This is a genomic window from Caecibacteroides pullorum (assembly GCF_019239235.1).
Taxonomy (GTDB): domain Bacteria; phylum Bacteroidota; class Bacteroidia; order Bacteroidales; family Bacteroidaceae; genus Bacteroides; species Bacteroides pullorum.
The window spans coordinates 200,284-213,517 of the sequence record NZ_JAAZTS010000004.1 but is presented as its reverse complement, the minus strand read 5'-3'; the positions used below and the strand labels follow the sequence as shown (position 1 = coordinate 213,517).

15 protein-coding genes are annotated in these 13,234 nt (G+C 43.0%); 7 read left to right on the top strand and 8 right to left on the bottom strand.

All coding sequences use genetic code 11. The annotated features are described in order from the left end of the window. The first annotated feature begins 216 nt into the window (after positions 1-216). The 3 genes from HF894_RS05405 to HF894_RS05395 are packed head-to-tail and all read left to right on the top strand — an operon-like array spanning position 217 to position 2,873. Entirely contained in the window at positions 217-1,032 is an 816-nt protein-coding gene (locus tag HF894_RS05405) for a glycosyltransferase (RefSeq protein WP_075318568.1), read from the top strand. Continuing rightward, positions 998-1,795 (top strand): glycosyltransferase, encoded by a 798-nt coding sequence (locus tag HF894_RS05400; protein WP_246593135.1) that lies wholly within the window; start codon positions 998-1,000, stop codon positions 1,793-1,795. Before HF894_RS05405 ends, HF894_RS05400 begins: the two co-directional genes overlap by 35 nt. A 25-nt stretch (positions 1,796-1,820) precedes the next feature. Further along, positions 1,821-2,873: a hypothetical protein gene (locus HF894_RS05395; RefSeq protein WP_075318570.1), complete on the top strand. Its 1,053-nt coding sequence runs from the start codon at positions 1,821-1,823 to the stop codon at positions 2,871-2,873. Positions 2,874-2,986: 113 nt separating this feature from the next. Here HF894_RS05395 and glf read toward each other — a convergent pair whose 3' ends face one another. The 7 genes from glf to HF894_RS05360 form a co-directional block, all read right to left on the bottom strand. Next, complete coding sequence (gene glf / locus HF894_RS05390) at positions 2,987-4,123, bottom strand: UDP-galactopyranose mutase (RefSeq protein WP_204971362.1); 1,137 nt, start codon at positions 4,121-4,123, stop codon at positions 2,987-2,989. A gap of 4 nt (positions 4,124-4,127) precedes the next feature. Beyond that, the gene (locus HF894_RS05385; protein ID WP_204971361.1) at positions 4,128-5,132 is read right to left on the bottom strand and encodes a hypothetical protein; all 1,005 of its coding nucleotides are present in this window, start codon (positions 5,130-5,132) and stop codon (positions 4,128-4,130) included. A 45-nt stretch (positions 5,133-5,177) separates the two neighbouring features. Further along, positions 5,178-6,008: a DUF5672 family protein gene (locus HF894_RS05380; RefSeq protein ID WP_204971360.1), complete on the bottom strand. Its 831-nt coding sequence runs from the start codon at positions 6,006-6,008 to the stop codon at positions 5,178-5,180. A 6-nt stretch (positions 6,009-6,014) separates the two neighbouring features. Beyond that, positions 6,015-6,839, bottom strand: a complete 825-nt coding sequence (locus HF894_RS05375; protein WP_234984062.1) for a glycosyltransferase family 92 protein — start codon at positions 6,837-6,839, stop codon at positions 6,015-6,017. Positions 6,840-6,914: 75 nt separating this feature from the next. After that, positions 6,915-7,907, bottom strand: coding sequence for a Stealth CR1 domain-containing protein (locus HF894_RS05370; RefSeq protein ID WP_204971359.1), 993 nt, complete (start codon positions 7,905-7,907; stop codon positions 6,915-6,917). Positions 7,908-7,953: 46 nt separating this feature from the next. Further along, positions 7,954-8,838 carry a lysophospholipid acyltransferase family protein gene (locus HF894_RS05365; RefSeq protein ID WP_204971358.1) on the bottom strand — a complete coding sequence of 295 codons (885 nt, stop codon included), beginning with the start codon at positions 8,836-8,838 and terminating at the stop codon, positions 7,954-7,956. A gap of 126 nt (positions 8,839-8,964) precedes the next feature. Beyond that, positions 8,965-9,324 carry a translation initiation factor gene (locus tag HF894_RS05360; RefSeq protein WP_075318573.1) on the bottom strand — a complete coding sequence of 120 codons (360 nt, stop codon included), beginning with the start codon at positions 9,322-9,324 and terminating at the stop codon, positions 8,965-8,967. Positions 9,325-9,484: 160 nt separating this feature from the next. Here HF894_RS05360 and HF894_RS05355 point away from each other — a divergent pair, with 160 nt between their 5' ends. From HF894_RS05355 to HF894_RS05340, 4 genes are read left to right on the top strand one after another with little or no spacing between them, the layout of a single operon-like run. Next, positions 9,485-10,141: a redox-sensing transcriptional repressor Rex gene (locus tag HF894_RS05355; protein WP_204969919.1), complete on the top strand. Its 657-nt coding sequence runs from the start codon at positions 9,485-9,487 to the stop codon at positions 10,139-10,141. After that, a complete protein-coding gene (locus HF894_RS05350; RefSeq protein WP_075318574.1) occupies positions 10,141-10,758 on the top strand; it encodes a fumarylacetoacetate hydrolase family protein in 618 nt (205 codons plus the stop codon). Before HF894_RS05355 ends, HF894_RS05350 begins: the two co-directional genes overlap by 1 nt. A 55-nt stretch (positions 10,759-10,813) precedes the next feature. Then, complete coding sequence (gene ispF, locus HF894_RS05345; RefSeq protein ID WP_204971357.1) at positions 10,814-11,293, top strand: 2-C-methyl-D-erythritol 2,4-cyclodiphosphate synthase; 480 nt, start codon at positions 10,814-10,816, stop codon at positions 11,291-11,293. 43 nt (positions 11,294-11,336) lie between these two features. Further along, on the top strand, positions 11,337-12,326 hold the full coding sequence (locus HF894_RS05340; RefSeq protein WP_204971356.1) for a metallophosphoesterase family protein: 990 nt from the start codon (positions 11,337-11,339) through the stop codon (positions 12,324-12,326). Positions 12,327-12,330: 4 nt separating this feature from the next. On the opposite strand, the gene HF894_RS05335 is transcribed toward HF894_RS05340, so the two are convergent. Then, on the bottom strand, positions 12,331-13,179 hold the full coding sequence (locus tag HF894_RS05335; RefSeq protein WP_204971355.1) for an exodeoxyribonuclease X C-terminal domain-containing protein: 849 nt from the start codon (positions 13,177-13,179) through the stop codon (positions 12,331-12,333). Positions 13,180-13,234: the final 55 nt, after the last annotated feature.

The window sequence follows — 13,234 nt, the reverse complement described above, 5'->3', positions numbered from 1 at the left end:
CAAAATATCGAGATTATCTTCAGAATATCGCTGCTTGAAAAAGTTAACAACGCTCTTATCGTTGATAAAGAAAAGAGGGTGAATCGCGTATTACGACACACCCTCTTTTTTGTTGTTCTGTTGCTGGTGATTGATGAGATTTTTATGTAACCGGCTCTGTTTGTCGCTTTTTTATATTATCTTTGTTGTAAGGATTAACAACTTGGTAAGAAGAATATGAATGCGAATATGTCCAAACCTCAAGTCATCGTGTCCATGACTTCCTTTCCTGCTGCGATATCATATGCAGAACGGGCTATTCTGTCTCTTTTGGAAGGTTCTGTCCTTCCTGATAAAGTGGTGCTTTATCTTACCGTTTCACAATTCGGTGAAAATGGAGTTCCACAAAGCTTACTTGAACTGGCAGATAGAAATCCAATATTTGAAGTACGAAACTATGATCGGGATATCCGTTCATATCGGAAATTAATTCCGGCTTTGCACGATTTCCCAGATGCAATAATTGTTACGGTGGACGATGATGTCGCGTATCATAAACACATGCTGCGTGATTTACTGCGTTTACACGAGCAGTTGCCCAAGGCGGTATTAGCACATCGGGCCAAACGTATGAAGCCAGGACTTCCTTATCGTAAATGGACTAAATACAGATGGTATAGTTTTGTGCTGAGGAAGATACATATTGGCTTTAAGAATATACAGACTGGCGTAGGGGGAGTGTTGTATCCACCTCATTCTCTGAAATCGGAGATGCTGGATGTGGATCTGTTCACCCAAATTGCTCCAACAACAGACGATATTTGGTTTTGGGCGGCAGCTGTGGCTAATGGAACTCCGATCGTTCCTGTTCCCTTTGGATATAACAAACCTAAAGGGTTGGAAAAACCACGCGAATTGTCGTTGAAAACCACCAATTTTAAGTCGGGTATGGACCGAAATGCGGCGGCGTTGAAAGCGATTGTGGAGAAGTATCCTGAAGTTGGTAGAAGAATAGGATATGATATTAAAACAAATCAATCAGAAAATGAATGATAGACCGAAGGTGATTGTTTCATTAACTTCGTTTCCTGCAGCAATTCCTTATGCGGTGCAGGCAATACGTTCAGTGCTTGAAGGTTCGTTATTACCCGATAAGTTGGTGTTGTATTTGGATACGGACAAATTCCCGGGCGAGGTGCTTCCTCCGGAACTCGAAGCGCTTAAGGCCGAAAGCTCGATTTTCGAAGTTCGGTTTGATCCTGCCGAGATACGTTCGTATAAGAAATTGATTCCTGCATTGAGAGATTTTCCCAATGATATTATCGTGACTATTGATGATGACATCCTTTATCATGCGGATCTGTTACACGATTTGGTTGTCATGCACAAACGAGTGCCCGATGCCATTGTTGCACATCGTGTAAGGAAGGCTAGATTAAATGTTCCTTATCGTAAATGGAGAAAATACCATTGGTATGATTTTGTTTTTAAAAAAATCCATCGTACTCACTTGGCAATGCAGACGGGTGTGGGTGGGGTGTTATATCCACCTCATTCATTGGACGAAAAAATGCTTGATCCCTCTCTTTTTATGGAGTTAGCCCCTACTGTTGATGATGTATGGTTTTGGCTGGCAGCTGTGTCGCGTGGTACTTACGTGGTTCCTTTGCCCAATGGGAAACGAAAGCCCTTAGAAATAGGTAAACCTGGAGAAATTTCCTTGAAAACGGTAAATACCAATCCGGCTGACGATCGTAATCGTAAAGCGCTTGACAGAATTCTTGAACATTATCCGGAGATTAAACAAAAACTATAGAAAACAGTCATTTTAATATTGTTGAATGATCTACTATTTATCTAGAGACTATAAGTCCAATCGCATCAATGATGCTGGTAGCAAAGCTCGTTTGGACGTTGAGCAGGTTATGGATCAATTGGGATTTTCCCCAGCAGGGAAACGCCATAGCATCACTAAAAATCGGTTGTTCCATTTTGTGCGTACGATCGCCATAGTTGTTCGTATGTTGTTGTACGTCAATAAAGGCGACGTACTGATTTTACAATATCCTACGAAATATTATTCTATTATTTGCCGCTTGGCTCATATGCGTGGAGCAAATGTGATAACATTGCTACACGATTTGATTTGTTTTCGTAACAAACATAGTTCTCCTCAAGAGGAAATATGCCAGTTGAATAAGTCGGATGCAATTATCGGTCACAATCCAGCCTTTTGTAAATGGTTGTGTGATAACGGATTTGTAGGATATAACGGAAAAAAAATTATAGAGCCTCTTCGCATATTTGATTTCTTGTCTAGCTCCCAATCTCCGGACCGGAAAAAAACGTGGCCTTTGCATAAAGTCGTGTATGCCGGGCAATTGGCGCGTCGGAAAAACAATTTCCTATATGAACTGGGAACTTATGTTGAAGGTTATACCTTGAATGTGTATGGCAAGGGATTTGATAAGTCGAGTGCAGAATGTCCGGAAAAGTTTGAGATAAAAGGTTTTATGTTGCCCGATAAGTTGATTGAAAGTGCTGAGGGAGATTTTGGACTTGTGTGGGATGGAGACTCGGTTGACAGCTGCAGTGGAGATTGGGGAGAATATCTGAAGGTCAATACACCTCATAAGATTTCTCTGTATATTCGTTGTGGTTTGCCTGTTATTGTATGGCGCGAGGCTGCAATGGCTGGATTTATAGAGGAAAACGGTGTTGGAATATGCATTGATTCCTTACGTGACATAAAGAAAATCTATGAGTGTTTAACACGGGATGAGTATGAACAGATGTGTGATAATGTGCGTCGTGTAAGTGGTTTGATGTCTGAAGGAGGGTATTTTAGCAGGGCCATATCTAAAGTCGTTTCTCGTGTTACTGATTTAAAATAGAAATGATTTATTAATATTCTTAGGCACGAACGGGGTAGAATTCTATGAATAAATGCAATTGCTATTTATGTTATTCTGAGTTATTCGTGCCTAAGAGTTTTAAGGAGGTAATTTTATCCTAAGTTGGAATGTGTTAGCAAATTTTCCACGATCTGGTGCATGTCATAATATTTATATTCAGCTAGTCTTCCACCGAAAATAACTTTTTCTTCTTTGTCTGCCAGTTCCTTGTATTGTTGGTATAGACTGTTGTTCCGTTCATCATTTACTGGATAGTAAGGTTCCATTCCATCTTTCCATTCTGTAGAATATTCTTTGGAGATGATAGTTTTAGGGCAGCTATATACGTCTTGGCCGAACATTTCAAAATGTTTGTGTTCGATGATGCGCGTGTAGGGGATTTCCCTATCTGTATAGTTGACGACTGCATTCCCTTGATAGTTAGGCATATCCTGTATCTCTTCTTCAAACCGTACGGTACGATATTCCAACTTGCCAAAACGATAATTATAATATTCATCGATTTTTCCGGTGAAAACAATCTTATTTGCTAATCCTTCCCAATAAGACCGGTTTGCAAAGAAATCCACTTCTATCTTTGTTTCGATGCCGTCCAATAAACCTTCAATCAGTTTGTTGTATCCACCTATAGGAATGCCTTGGTATTTGTCATTAAAATAATTGTTGTCGAAAACGAGTCTGACAGGCAGACGTTTGATAATGAAGGCTGGAAGTTCCGTACATTTGCGTCCCCATTGTTTCTCTGTATAACCTTTTATCAGCCGTTCATAGATATCTTTCCCTATTAACATCTGTGCCTGCTCTTCCAAATTACGTGGAATCGTCACCCCATCATTTCTCATTCTGGCTGTTACTTCAGCCTTTTGCTCTTCAATTTTTGCTATTGCTTCAGCAGGGGTTGTAACTCCCCACATCTGATAAAAGGTATTCATATTGAAGGGCAGGTTGTATAGTTTGCCTTTATAGTTGGCTATAGGAGAATTGGTATATCGGTTGAATTCAACAATGGAATTGACAAAATCCCATACCTGTTTGTTGCTGGTATGGAAGATGTGTGCGCCATATTTATGTACGTTTATTCCTTCTACGTTTTCACAGTACAGATTACCGCCCAAATGAGAACGCTTGTCTATCACTAGGCAATGTTTACCTTGCTTGGTAGCAAGATGGGCAAAAGTTGCTCCATACAAGCCGGAACCGACAATCAAATAGTCATACTTCTTATCCATATTGTCAAATAGTGATACTTTCGAATGGAATGTTGTGTATTTTAGCAGCATATACAGGGAATTCGCTAGGGTACATGTATGGAGTTCCTATTCGATAAATTTTTTGGGCTTCGCTGAGCATATAAAAATCAATAAAAGATTTCAGATATATTTCGTATGAATTTTGGGGAATGTTATTCTTTTGCCCATCCATATGAATTAAAGTTCCTGGAATGATGTGCACTCCTTCTATTTGGACTGCCTTTTTCAGGAATGTTATGCTATCTGACGTGACTAATAAAGCTTTATCTTTGTGCATGGCTTTTAAGTTCTTTATGGAATCAAGGCATTTTTCGATGAGTTTTTCTACCTCATCTTTATTGTTGAGGGATTTAAAATGATATTCTTGAAAGTCACCAAGTAGATTTTGGAAGCGGAATACTGCAGCGTAATAGTTGTCACCCAATTCTTTCTTTATAGAAAGAATTCGTTCTTCTAAAACTGGCCCTGGGTGGAATAATTCACAAAACAATTCACCCCATCTGAATTTCCTTCTATTCTTATTTCCATTTGTATATGCATTATTTATATGTTCTAAACAATCCCTGTTACTATAATAGTGGACTTGTTTGTTTGTTTTTAATTTTAAGAGTCTTTTTGCAAGGTGCTCCCCCCTCATATATAACACTCTGCAATATTTAGGGTTGTCTGTATATTCATTCTTTTTAAGAATCCAATCGTATGTGGCTGGTAACAAATAGTCTTCTAACTTGAATGGATATGTATATCTAATCCTGAAAGGTATGTCATGATATTTGCAGTATGCATATAAAGAAATGATACCCTTAAACCTGTCACACATCCCTCCATGGAATGATTGTCCGTCAATCATGGCAATATATATGGGACTTTGGGCTTGCGGCTTGTTAAGTTCTTTTGATTTTAGTGCGATTTTTATTGTAAGTAAGAGCTCTTTAAAGAAGTGCCTAAATTCTAATAGTCTGTATTTTCTTCCGTAGTATGTTGCCATTGTTATGATTGCGGTTAATTGAAGATAATGTAATCAATATTTGTTTTAAAGTGAAATGGACAATGGATTAGCAGTGAAAGAACTATCGTTACCTCCTGTAATCCGTTCTTTACCAAAGATAATGGGAAACCAGAATTTTTGCATCTTTTCTTTATACCAGGCATGGCAACCAAAAGGTAGGCGGTTCTTATTTTCTTTGTAGCAAAGAGAAGGATACTTGTCGAAACTGAACTGTAATGCCTTTTTATAATCGGGGTAGGAAAAATTCATCCCATGTTTGTTTACTTCAATTGCGAAAAATAAGTCTTCGTTAGAAAAGTGTTTTTGTCGGGATTGATGGATATGAATGGCATCTTGTAACTGTTCTGTAGCTTGCAAATGACTTGATACTTTGCGCAAAGAGAAACCTCCATTTCCCACTTTGAAATCTTTTTCTGTACGGTATCGGTTGTGGAAATATTTGCGCCATTGTTTAAATAGTGGCAGTTGGAAAAGCATGGGTACTAGCCACGGTGCACCAATATAGTCATATCCTTCATTACACCAGTCTAGTAATTCATCACGGAAAACAAAAACATCCAGTTGACAGATTAGCAGATAGTCTGAATCACGGAAGCGCCTATAGAAGTCTGCTGACATCATAAGGCGGTTGTATCCAGCAATGTTACGGAAATATTCATCATCAAAAGCTTCCTCTTGGCATCCTGGAAATTCTTTTAATAATTGACTTATGTCCAATCCCATTGGGCGGATGAAAACAAATGGGTATGCTTTTAGAACTTGTCGGTTCTGTCGTAGAGAAATCCATTCATATTGTTCCAATCTTTCTTGATAGACTGGGACAATCACTTTCACGAGTGTGCGAGATGTATCCATATCTTTTTATTCCTCGATGTCGTTCAAGTCATATTGCTCGAAATAACTGAAGTCTCGTAGTGTGTTGATCCGTGCCCGTCCGCGTGCCCGTTTGGCAAGGAATTCTTCGTATGACTTTACTGCATAATGATTGATGCGTATGACATCCTGTTGCGGTTTACGGTCACCAAAGTGTTTTTTGATGGGGATACCATGGGAATCAGCTGGACGTCCCGAAATACGTGCTGCTTCATGACATCCTATCATGGTACAGACACGGCGTGGGTCAGCAATGCTTTTGACGTGGGTATTTAGTCGATGTTCGGGGAGAGAATGCTTGCGAAAACGTTCCATGATGCCTCCCGGTTCACGGGTCTTTGCACCTCCACTGCCATAGACTAACCAATTGATTTCTACGACTGCGAATTCCTCCATGCGATGCAGGAATTCTGGAATTGTTCGATCCTTTATCGGTACGATATATTCGTCAAGGTCAATGACTGCAATCCAGCGTGCTTCCGTCCGATGTCTTTCAAAGCAGTCGTCGTAGGCAGCTAGTTGTTGTTTTCTACCGGGCCAATAACGGTATTCCACTAGTCCAGACTTAATATAAGGTTCAAGTACTTCTTTGGTACAATCTGTACTTTCGTTATCGTAGATATAAAACTTTTCAACACCTTGTTTGTGGTGCCATTCTATCCATTCCTTGAAATAAGGCCCTTCGTTTTTGGCTATAGCACAAACCGTCAGATAATATTGTGGAACAGTGTGGTCATGCTTCATCCGATATTTCAGTCTGATCGCATTGAAAAGTCCATAGCGCAAAAGACCGCGCCATCTGTTTCTAGTCATTTTGTGGGGAATGACCCCCGCTATAATTTCTGCAAGAACTTTATTCATGGCTAATTTATAAAGGATTAGGTCATATTAATGTTCAAAGCTTGACTTTTCCGGTAAAATGTGCTCAAAGGCGTTTCGTATATTCTCCATGACTTGTGCATAGTTTCGAATATGTACATTATCGTTTAGACAGACCAATGAGTATGATTGTTCATAAATAGCTTTTACAGCCTGTTTGGGCCGTATCATGAGGGGGAACATTTTGGTGTCTCTGTAGGTATTGTACGGTTCAAAATTTCCCCGACAGATTTGCCAGGTACGGAAGAGCTCTGGTGTATAGTCAGTCAGAGCACGGAATCGGTTGGCTGATGTCTCGGTCAGTTCTTTGCCGGCGACAGCCCATACTTCTTCAAAAGTGGTTTTCAGATAGGGTTGTGCATTGTGTGGCGTACGGAGGGTGATAAATTTGCTATAGGGTTTCAGAATATAGTTCCAGCGGGCTCTTGAACCATAGCTTTTGTGGAACCATTTATCGTGGAAGCGGTTCATCACCTCTTTCTTGTCAAAATGGCGGTTGATGATTTTCAGATTGTTCTTAATTCTTTTATACCATTGCGACCATGAAGGGTTGTATAGGAAAGTAGCAATGTCGCAGGGCAACCCATTTTTGAAGAAACGTTCTGTTCCAATGGTACTCGTAATGTAAAAGTCATCGTTGAAATAGACAAAGTGTTCTGCCAAGTCGGGTATTTTGTGCAGATACCGTTCGATCACCACAGAATTGTAAGTGGGCAGGAACTCCTCTGGAATATAATCCTTATGGTTCACCAAATGGATTTTAGGGTTGTTCTCATCCAGCCATTCTGGTTTCTGTCCACTAGTCACAAAATGTATCTTGCGCACCCAAGGGGCGAACTTCTCCACTCCACGGAACCAATACTTCAGGAAACCGTAATCGCGAAAACGGGCTTCAGAGACTCCGTTCTTGGTATTGTCCTTATTACCGGAGTATTTCATAAAATCCGCTTGCCATTTTGGATCATTCATGTCAACCCATGTGATGATAAAATCTATATCCATAATTATGAGAACTTTCTGTGAAAACTTTTTGGTCTTGAGGCTCTAATTAATTGTTCGTCTCCAGCTTTTCTGCGTGCTTGAAGCGATTGTGGGTCCACAAGTATAACTCCGGTTGGCGCAGAATGGTTTGTTCTAGTCGCTGAAAATAGAGTGTTGTCAGTTCAAAATCTGGCAGTGATTGGAGATTTTCGTGAAGCTGAGTGAATTCGGCTTCGTAATAACCTCTTTTCTTCCTTTTTACGTCAAGGTAGAAGGCCTCAAATCCGTAATGCTTGGTAATTTTTTCTGTTCCTGTCAACACGGGAGTACTGTGATGCAGGAAAGGCAAGAAGAAACGTGATTCTTGTTTTCTAGGTGATTGATCGGCTATAAATCCAATAATGCAGACTTCGTGGCGATTGGCCAATTCTGTGATGCAACGGGCTGTTTTGTGCATCTCTACACAAGTTCCCCCCATACGTTCTCGAATGTGCATCATCAGTTGTTCCATACTTTTGTTGCGTAACTTATGGTAGATTTGGATACCTGTTGCGCTCTTCTCCAACCACAAGGGCATGGAGGATACCCATTCCCAATTTCCATAGTGGCCAATATAGATGGAAACGGATTTACCTTGTCTCAGCATTGAATTTACAGCTTCTGTATTTGTGAACTGCATTCTTTGTTTTATCTTCTTGGGGGATATGGAAGCTAACTTGCAGCTCTCTAGGGTCATGTCGATAAAATAGTGATAGAATTTTTTTTCTATCTGCTTGATTTTAGACAAACTTTTTTCAGGAAAAGATTCCGTTAAGTTTTTTCGTACAACCTTACGACGGTAGCGAACAATGTAGTATAACGGATAGAACAAACCGTCTGACAAGATGTAAAGCATACGGAAAGGAATGTATGACAGTAGCTTTAGAAAAAAATGAAGCAAACGGTATATCATAATATATTCATTATTGCTTTAGGGAATTTCCTGAAAATACGTTGCAAATATACAAATAATATACGGAACGGGAAAAACATAGGTGATGGAATGTGCCATTATGGCTATCCTATAGTGTTAGTCCGTTTATCCCACGGGTTTTGTTTGTGTGTACCCTTCTTTTTTCAGTAATTCGATAACCTTTTGTTTGAAGTCGCCTTGTACAATGATTTCACCGTCCTTGGCACTACCACCCACACCGCATTTGCTCTTTAGCATTCGGCCTAGTTCTTTTAGATCATCGTCGGTGCCTACAAAGCCGGTAACGAGGGTCACTACTTTACCCCCACGGTTCTTACGATCTAGTTGTACTCGCAATTTTTGCTGATTGGGAGAGAGGGTTTCAGCCTCTTCTGTATTTCCTGTTTCGTATTGGAAGTTTGGGTTAGTAGAGTAGACCACATTCAAACGGTCCTTCCAATCATTATTTTTGGTGTCTTTTGCCATTATGGGAGTTGATTATAAATTTTGCATCAAAAGTACGCTTTTGAGATGAAACTTCCAATCCGACGTAGAATTTATGTTAAGCTTTTCTGCGCATTTTCTCGGACATTGGAAAAAAAACAGTACTTTTGTCCATTACAATCTGATAAATTTATAGAAAACGATGAGCAGTTTGTTGCAGAATAGAGAGTCCTTGCGGGTGCCGGAGCCGACGTTGCGACGCCTTCCGTGGTATCTTTCTAATGTCAAGTTGCTGAAACAGAAGGGAGAACGTTTTGTCTCCTCAACTCAAATATCTAAAGAAATCAATATCGACGCTTCGCAGATAGCTAAAGATCTTTCGTATGTCAATATTTCGGGACGTACGCGGGTGGGTTATGAGGTAGATACGTTGATTGCCGTGCTGGAAGATTTTCTGGGCTTCACTAATTTGCATAAGGCTTTTCTCTTTGGCGTGGGAAGTCTGGGTGGTGCTTTGCTTCATGATTCAGGTCTGCGTCACTTTGGGCTGGAGATTGTGGCGGCTTTCGATGTCAATCCTTCGCTGGTGGGTACGAAACTGAATGGCATTCCCATTTTCCATACCGACGATTTCCGTCAGAAAATGCAGGAGTACGATGTGAATATTGGGGTACTGACTGTGCCCATTGAGATTGCTCAGCAAATAACGGACTACATGGTGGAGGGCGGCATCAAGGCCGTGTGGAACTTTACGCCTTTCCGTATCCGTGTGCCAGAGTCTATTGTTGTGCAGAATACTTCGCTTTATGCTCATCTGGCGGTAATGTTTAACCGCCTTAACTTTAACGAAATCAAGTAATGAAGATTATAGCTGTAGGAATGAACTATGCCCTGCACAATCGTGAACTAGGGCATGAACAGGAAAACAAGGAGCCTGTGATTTTTCTGAAGCCCGACTCGGCTATCCTGAAGGATGGCAAACCTTTTTTCCTTCCTGATTTTTCGAACGAAGTGCATTATGAAACCGAAGTGGTAGTTCGCATCTGTCGCTTGGGCAAGTGTATCGCGCCGCGTTTCGCTCATCGTTATTATGATGCTGTGACGGTGGGTATCGATTTTACAGCTCGCGACATGCAGCGCCGTTTCCGCGAGGTGGGTAATCCATGGGAACTTTGCAAGGGGTTCGATGGTTCGGCTGCTATTGGTAATTTTGTACCGTTGGCTGAGGTTGGAGGCGATGTGCAACGGTTGAACTTTCATCTCGATATAGATGGAAAAACTGTGCAACAAGGATGTACTGCCGATATGTTGTTCTGTGTGGACGACATTATTGCTTACGTCAGTCGTTTTATGACCTTGAAGATTGGCGACCTGCTCTATACTGGCACTCCCGTAGGAGTGGGCCCCGTGAGCATAGGGCAACATTTGGAGGGCTACCTGGGCAACGATAAACTGCTTGACTTCCATATCCGATAGACTACCCTGCAGGGGTACTGATGAATTTTCAATTATCAATTCTTCATTCTTAATTATGAAAATACGTGTAGGTTTTGGCTTCGATGTTCACCAGTTGGTGGAGGGCCGTGAATTATGGTTGGGCGGTATTCGCTTGGAACACGAGAAAGGACTTTTGGGGCATAGCGATGCTGACGTGCTGATACATGCCATTTGTGATGCCCTGTTGGGAGCCGCTAATATGCGCGACATTGGCTATCATTTCCCTGATACGGCAGGTGAGTTCAAGAATATTGATAGTAAAGTACTGCTGAAGAAAACCGTGGAGCTGATTGCTACAAAGGGTTATAAGGTAGGCAACATTGACGCCACCGTTTGTGCTGAGCGCCCTAAGCTGAAAGCACGTATTCCTGAGATGCAGCAGACTTTGGCTTGCGTGATGGGGGTGGATGTGGATGATGTTTCTATCAAAGCTACTACGACCGAGAAGCTGGGTTTTACTGGTCGCGAAGAAGGTATATCGGCTTATGCGACAGTACTGGTAGAAAAACTCTAAGTGCTGGGATTTTATTATTCATAATCATATATTTTAAATCTCTATGAAACGTGTTTTGTTTTTTCTGTTTCTGATGGGCGTAGGACTTGTTTCCTTGTATGCCCAAAAATCAGCCTTGAAGTTCAATGAGGCGGGTGAGTTCAAGATTGTTCAGTTTACCGACGTTCACTTCAAGTATGGCAATTCAGCTTCGGACATTGCGTTGGAACGTATTGATGAAGTGCTGAAGGCCGAGCGTCCTGACCTGGTTGTATTGACAGGTGACGTGATTTATGCCAAGCCGGCCGACAAGGGAATGCGTACAGTGCTCGAACGGGTGTCGGCCCATAATGTACCATTTGTCGTAACGTTCGGAAACCATGACGACGAGCAGGGCATGACCCGCACACAGCTATATGATATCATTCGCTCTGTGCCGGGCTGTCTGATGCCTGACCGTGGTGAGCAGGCTTCACCTGATTATACCTTGACGGTGCAGTCGTCCGACGGCAAGGGAAGCCATGCCGCCGTGCTCTATTTCTTCGACTCCCATTCCTATTCCAAATTGAAGGATGTGAAGGGGTACGATTGGTTGACGTTCGATCAGGTGGAGAACTACCGCCGCCAGAGCGCTGCGTTTACGGAGGCTAACGGAGGCCAACCCTTGCCTGCTCTTTCTTTCTTCCATATTCCGCTGCCTGAATACAACCAGGCTGCCTCCAGCGAAGGAGCCATCCTGATAGGTACACGCATGGAAAAAGCTTGTGCACCTGCCCTGAACACGGGAATGTTCACTGCCATGAAAGAAGCGGGCGATGTGATGGGTGTCTTCGTGGGCCACGACCATGACAACGACTATGCCGTGATGTGGCATGGCATCCTGCTGGCCTACGGACGCTATACGGGCGGAAATACCGTCTACAACCACCTGCCCAACGGTGCCCGTGTCATCGTACTGAAGGAAGGCCAGCGTACGTTTGATACGTGGATCGATCTGGCTGGTGGACAGCAGGTGAACCGTTCGACCTATCCTGACAGCTTCGTGAAGAAATAATCGTTCATTGAAGCCTGACGTAATGCAGCCTCGTGCAAGGTGTAGCTCCCACCATATAGGTGCGGGCCACCCGTGCCGAGGCTATTTTTATGGTTTCGCCCACCTGATAGGCGTGCTCGGTGGCGGGTAGTGTGCAGGAGTGGCGGCTGGCCGTGCGGGCATTGACGGTCAGCGCGACGCAGTTGCCCGACGCGTCCTTCAGCTGGAGCTGCTGGCGTACGTAGAAGAAGGCCGTGCCGTTTCGCACCCGTGTCTTGTAGGGATTGTCTTCCACGCGCACGGCGGTGACCCTCAGCGTCAGGTTTTCCAGTCTGTCGCCTTCCTTGCCCAGAAAAGTGCCGGTGGGCTTTTGGTGCATCTTGCGGCGCTGGATGTCCAGGTAGGCGGAATGGTAGATGCGGGCGATGAGCACGAAACGTGCCTGCTTTGGGATGCGTGGTTCGAACTTGTAGGCTATCCAGCCCAGGTAGGCAGGGTCGATGTTCAGTATCTCGTGAAGGAAGTGGCCGCGGTACTTGCCGAAGGGGATAAGGTCGTCGCCCCTGCTCTGCATGCGCTTGGCGTTGTATTCCGTCAGATACAGGCTGCGGATGGAGTAGAAGCAGAGGGTGCTGGCCATGCGCAGGGCTTCGTGGACGTCGGCCGAGAGGTCGCAGAGGTAGAAGATGGACTGGCGGCTGGGCAGGGGAGAGTAGACCCACAGAGTGTACTGCGGTTTTCCCTCGCGCGGAAGCACGACCAGATAGGCTCCGGCCTCCTTGTAGGAGGCTCTGCCCCGGTTGTACAGGTTCAGTTTCTGGTACAGCAGGGCCTGTTCGTTGTCCGATAGATTCGGTAGTTTTGGTTGGGCCATAAGCTGTTTTTCTTTCGTCCAAGATACGGTTTTTTTCTGAAAAAAGCAAGCCGTT

Excerpts from the sequence above, each read along its gene's own strand:
- HF894_RS05405 (WP_075318568.1), top strand. The coding sequence starts at position 217 with ATGAATGCGAATATGTCCAAACCTCAAGTCATCGTGTCCATGACTTCC.
- HF894_RS05400 (WP_246593135.1), top strand. The coding sequence starts at position 998 with ATGATATTAAAACAAATCAATCAGAAAATGAATGATAGACCGAAGGTG.
- HF894_RS05395 (WP_075318570.1), top strand. The coding sequence starts at position 1,821 with ATGATCTACTATTTATCTAGAGACTATAAGTCCAATCGCATCAATGAT.
- glf (WP_204971362.1), bottom strand. The coding sequence starts at position 4,123 with ATGGATAAGAAGTATGACTATTTGATTGTCGGTTCCGGCTTGTATGGA.
- HF894_RS05385 (WP_204971361.1), bottom strand. The coding sequence starts at position 5,132 with ATGGCAACATACTACGGAAGAAAATACAGACTATTAGAATTTAGGCAC.
- HF894_RS05380 (WP_204971360.1), bottom strand. The coding sequence starts at position 6,008 with ATGGATACATCTCGCACACTCGTGAAAGTGATTGTCCCAGTCTATCAA.
- HF894_RS05375 (WP_234984062.1), bottom strand. The coding sequence starts at position 6,839 with ATGACTAGAAACAGATGGCGCGGTCTTTTGCGCTATGGACTTTTCAAT.
- HF894_RS05370 (WP_204971359.1), bottom strand. The coding sequence starts at position 7,907 with ATGGATATAGATTTTATCATCACATGGGTTGACATGAATGATCCAAAA.
- HF894_RS05365 (WP_204971358.1), bottom strand. The coding sequence starts at position 8,838 with ATGATATACCGTTTGCTTCATTTTTTTCTAAAGCTACTGTCATACATT.
- HF894_RS05360 (WP_075318573.1), bottom strand. The coding sequence starts at position 9,324 with ATGGCAAAAGACACCAAAAATAATGATTGGAAGGACCGTTTGAATGTG.
- HF894_RS05355 (WP_204969919.1), top strand. The coding sequence starts at position 9,485 with ATGAGCAGTTTGTTGCAGAATAGAGAGTCCTTGCGGGTGCCGGAGCCG.
- HF894_RS05350 (WP_075318574.1), top strand. The coding sequence starts at position 10,141 with ATGAAGATTATAGCTGTAGGAATGAACTATGCCCTGCACAATCGTGAA.
- ispF (WP_204971357.1), top strand. The coding sequence starts at position 10,814 with ATGAAAATACGTGTAGGTTTTGGCTTCGATGTTCACCAGTTGGTGGAG.
- HF894_RS05340 (WP_204971356.1), top strand. The coding sequence starts at position 11,337 with ATGAAACGTGTTTTGTTTTTTCTGTTTCTGATGGGCGTAGGACTTGTT.
- HF894_RS05335 (WP_204971355.1), bottom strand. The coding sequence starts at position 13,179 with ATGGCCCAACCAAAACTACCGAATCTATCGGACAACGAACAGGCCCTG.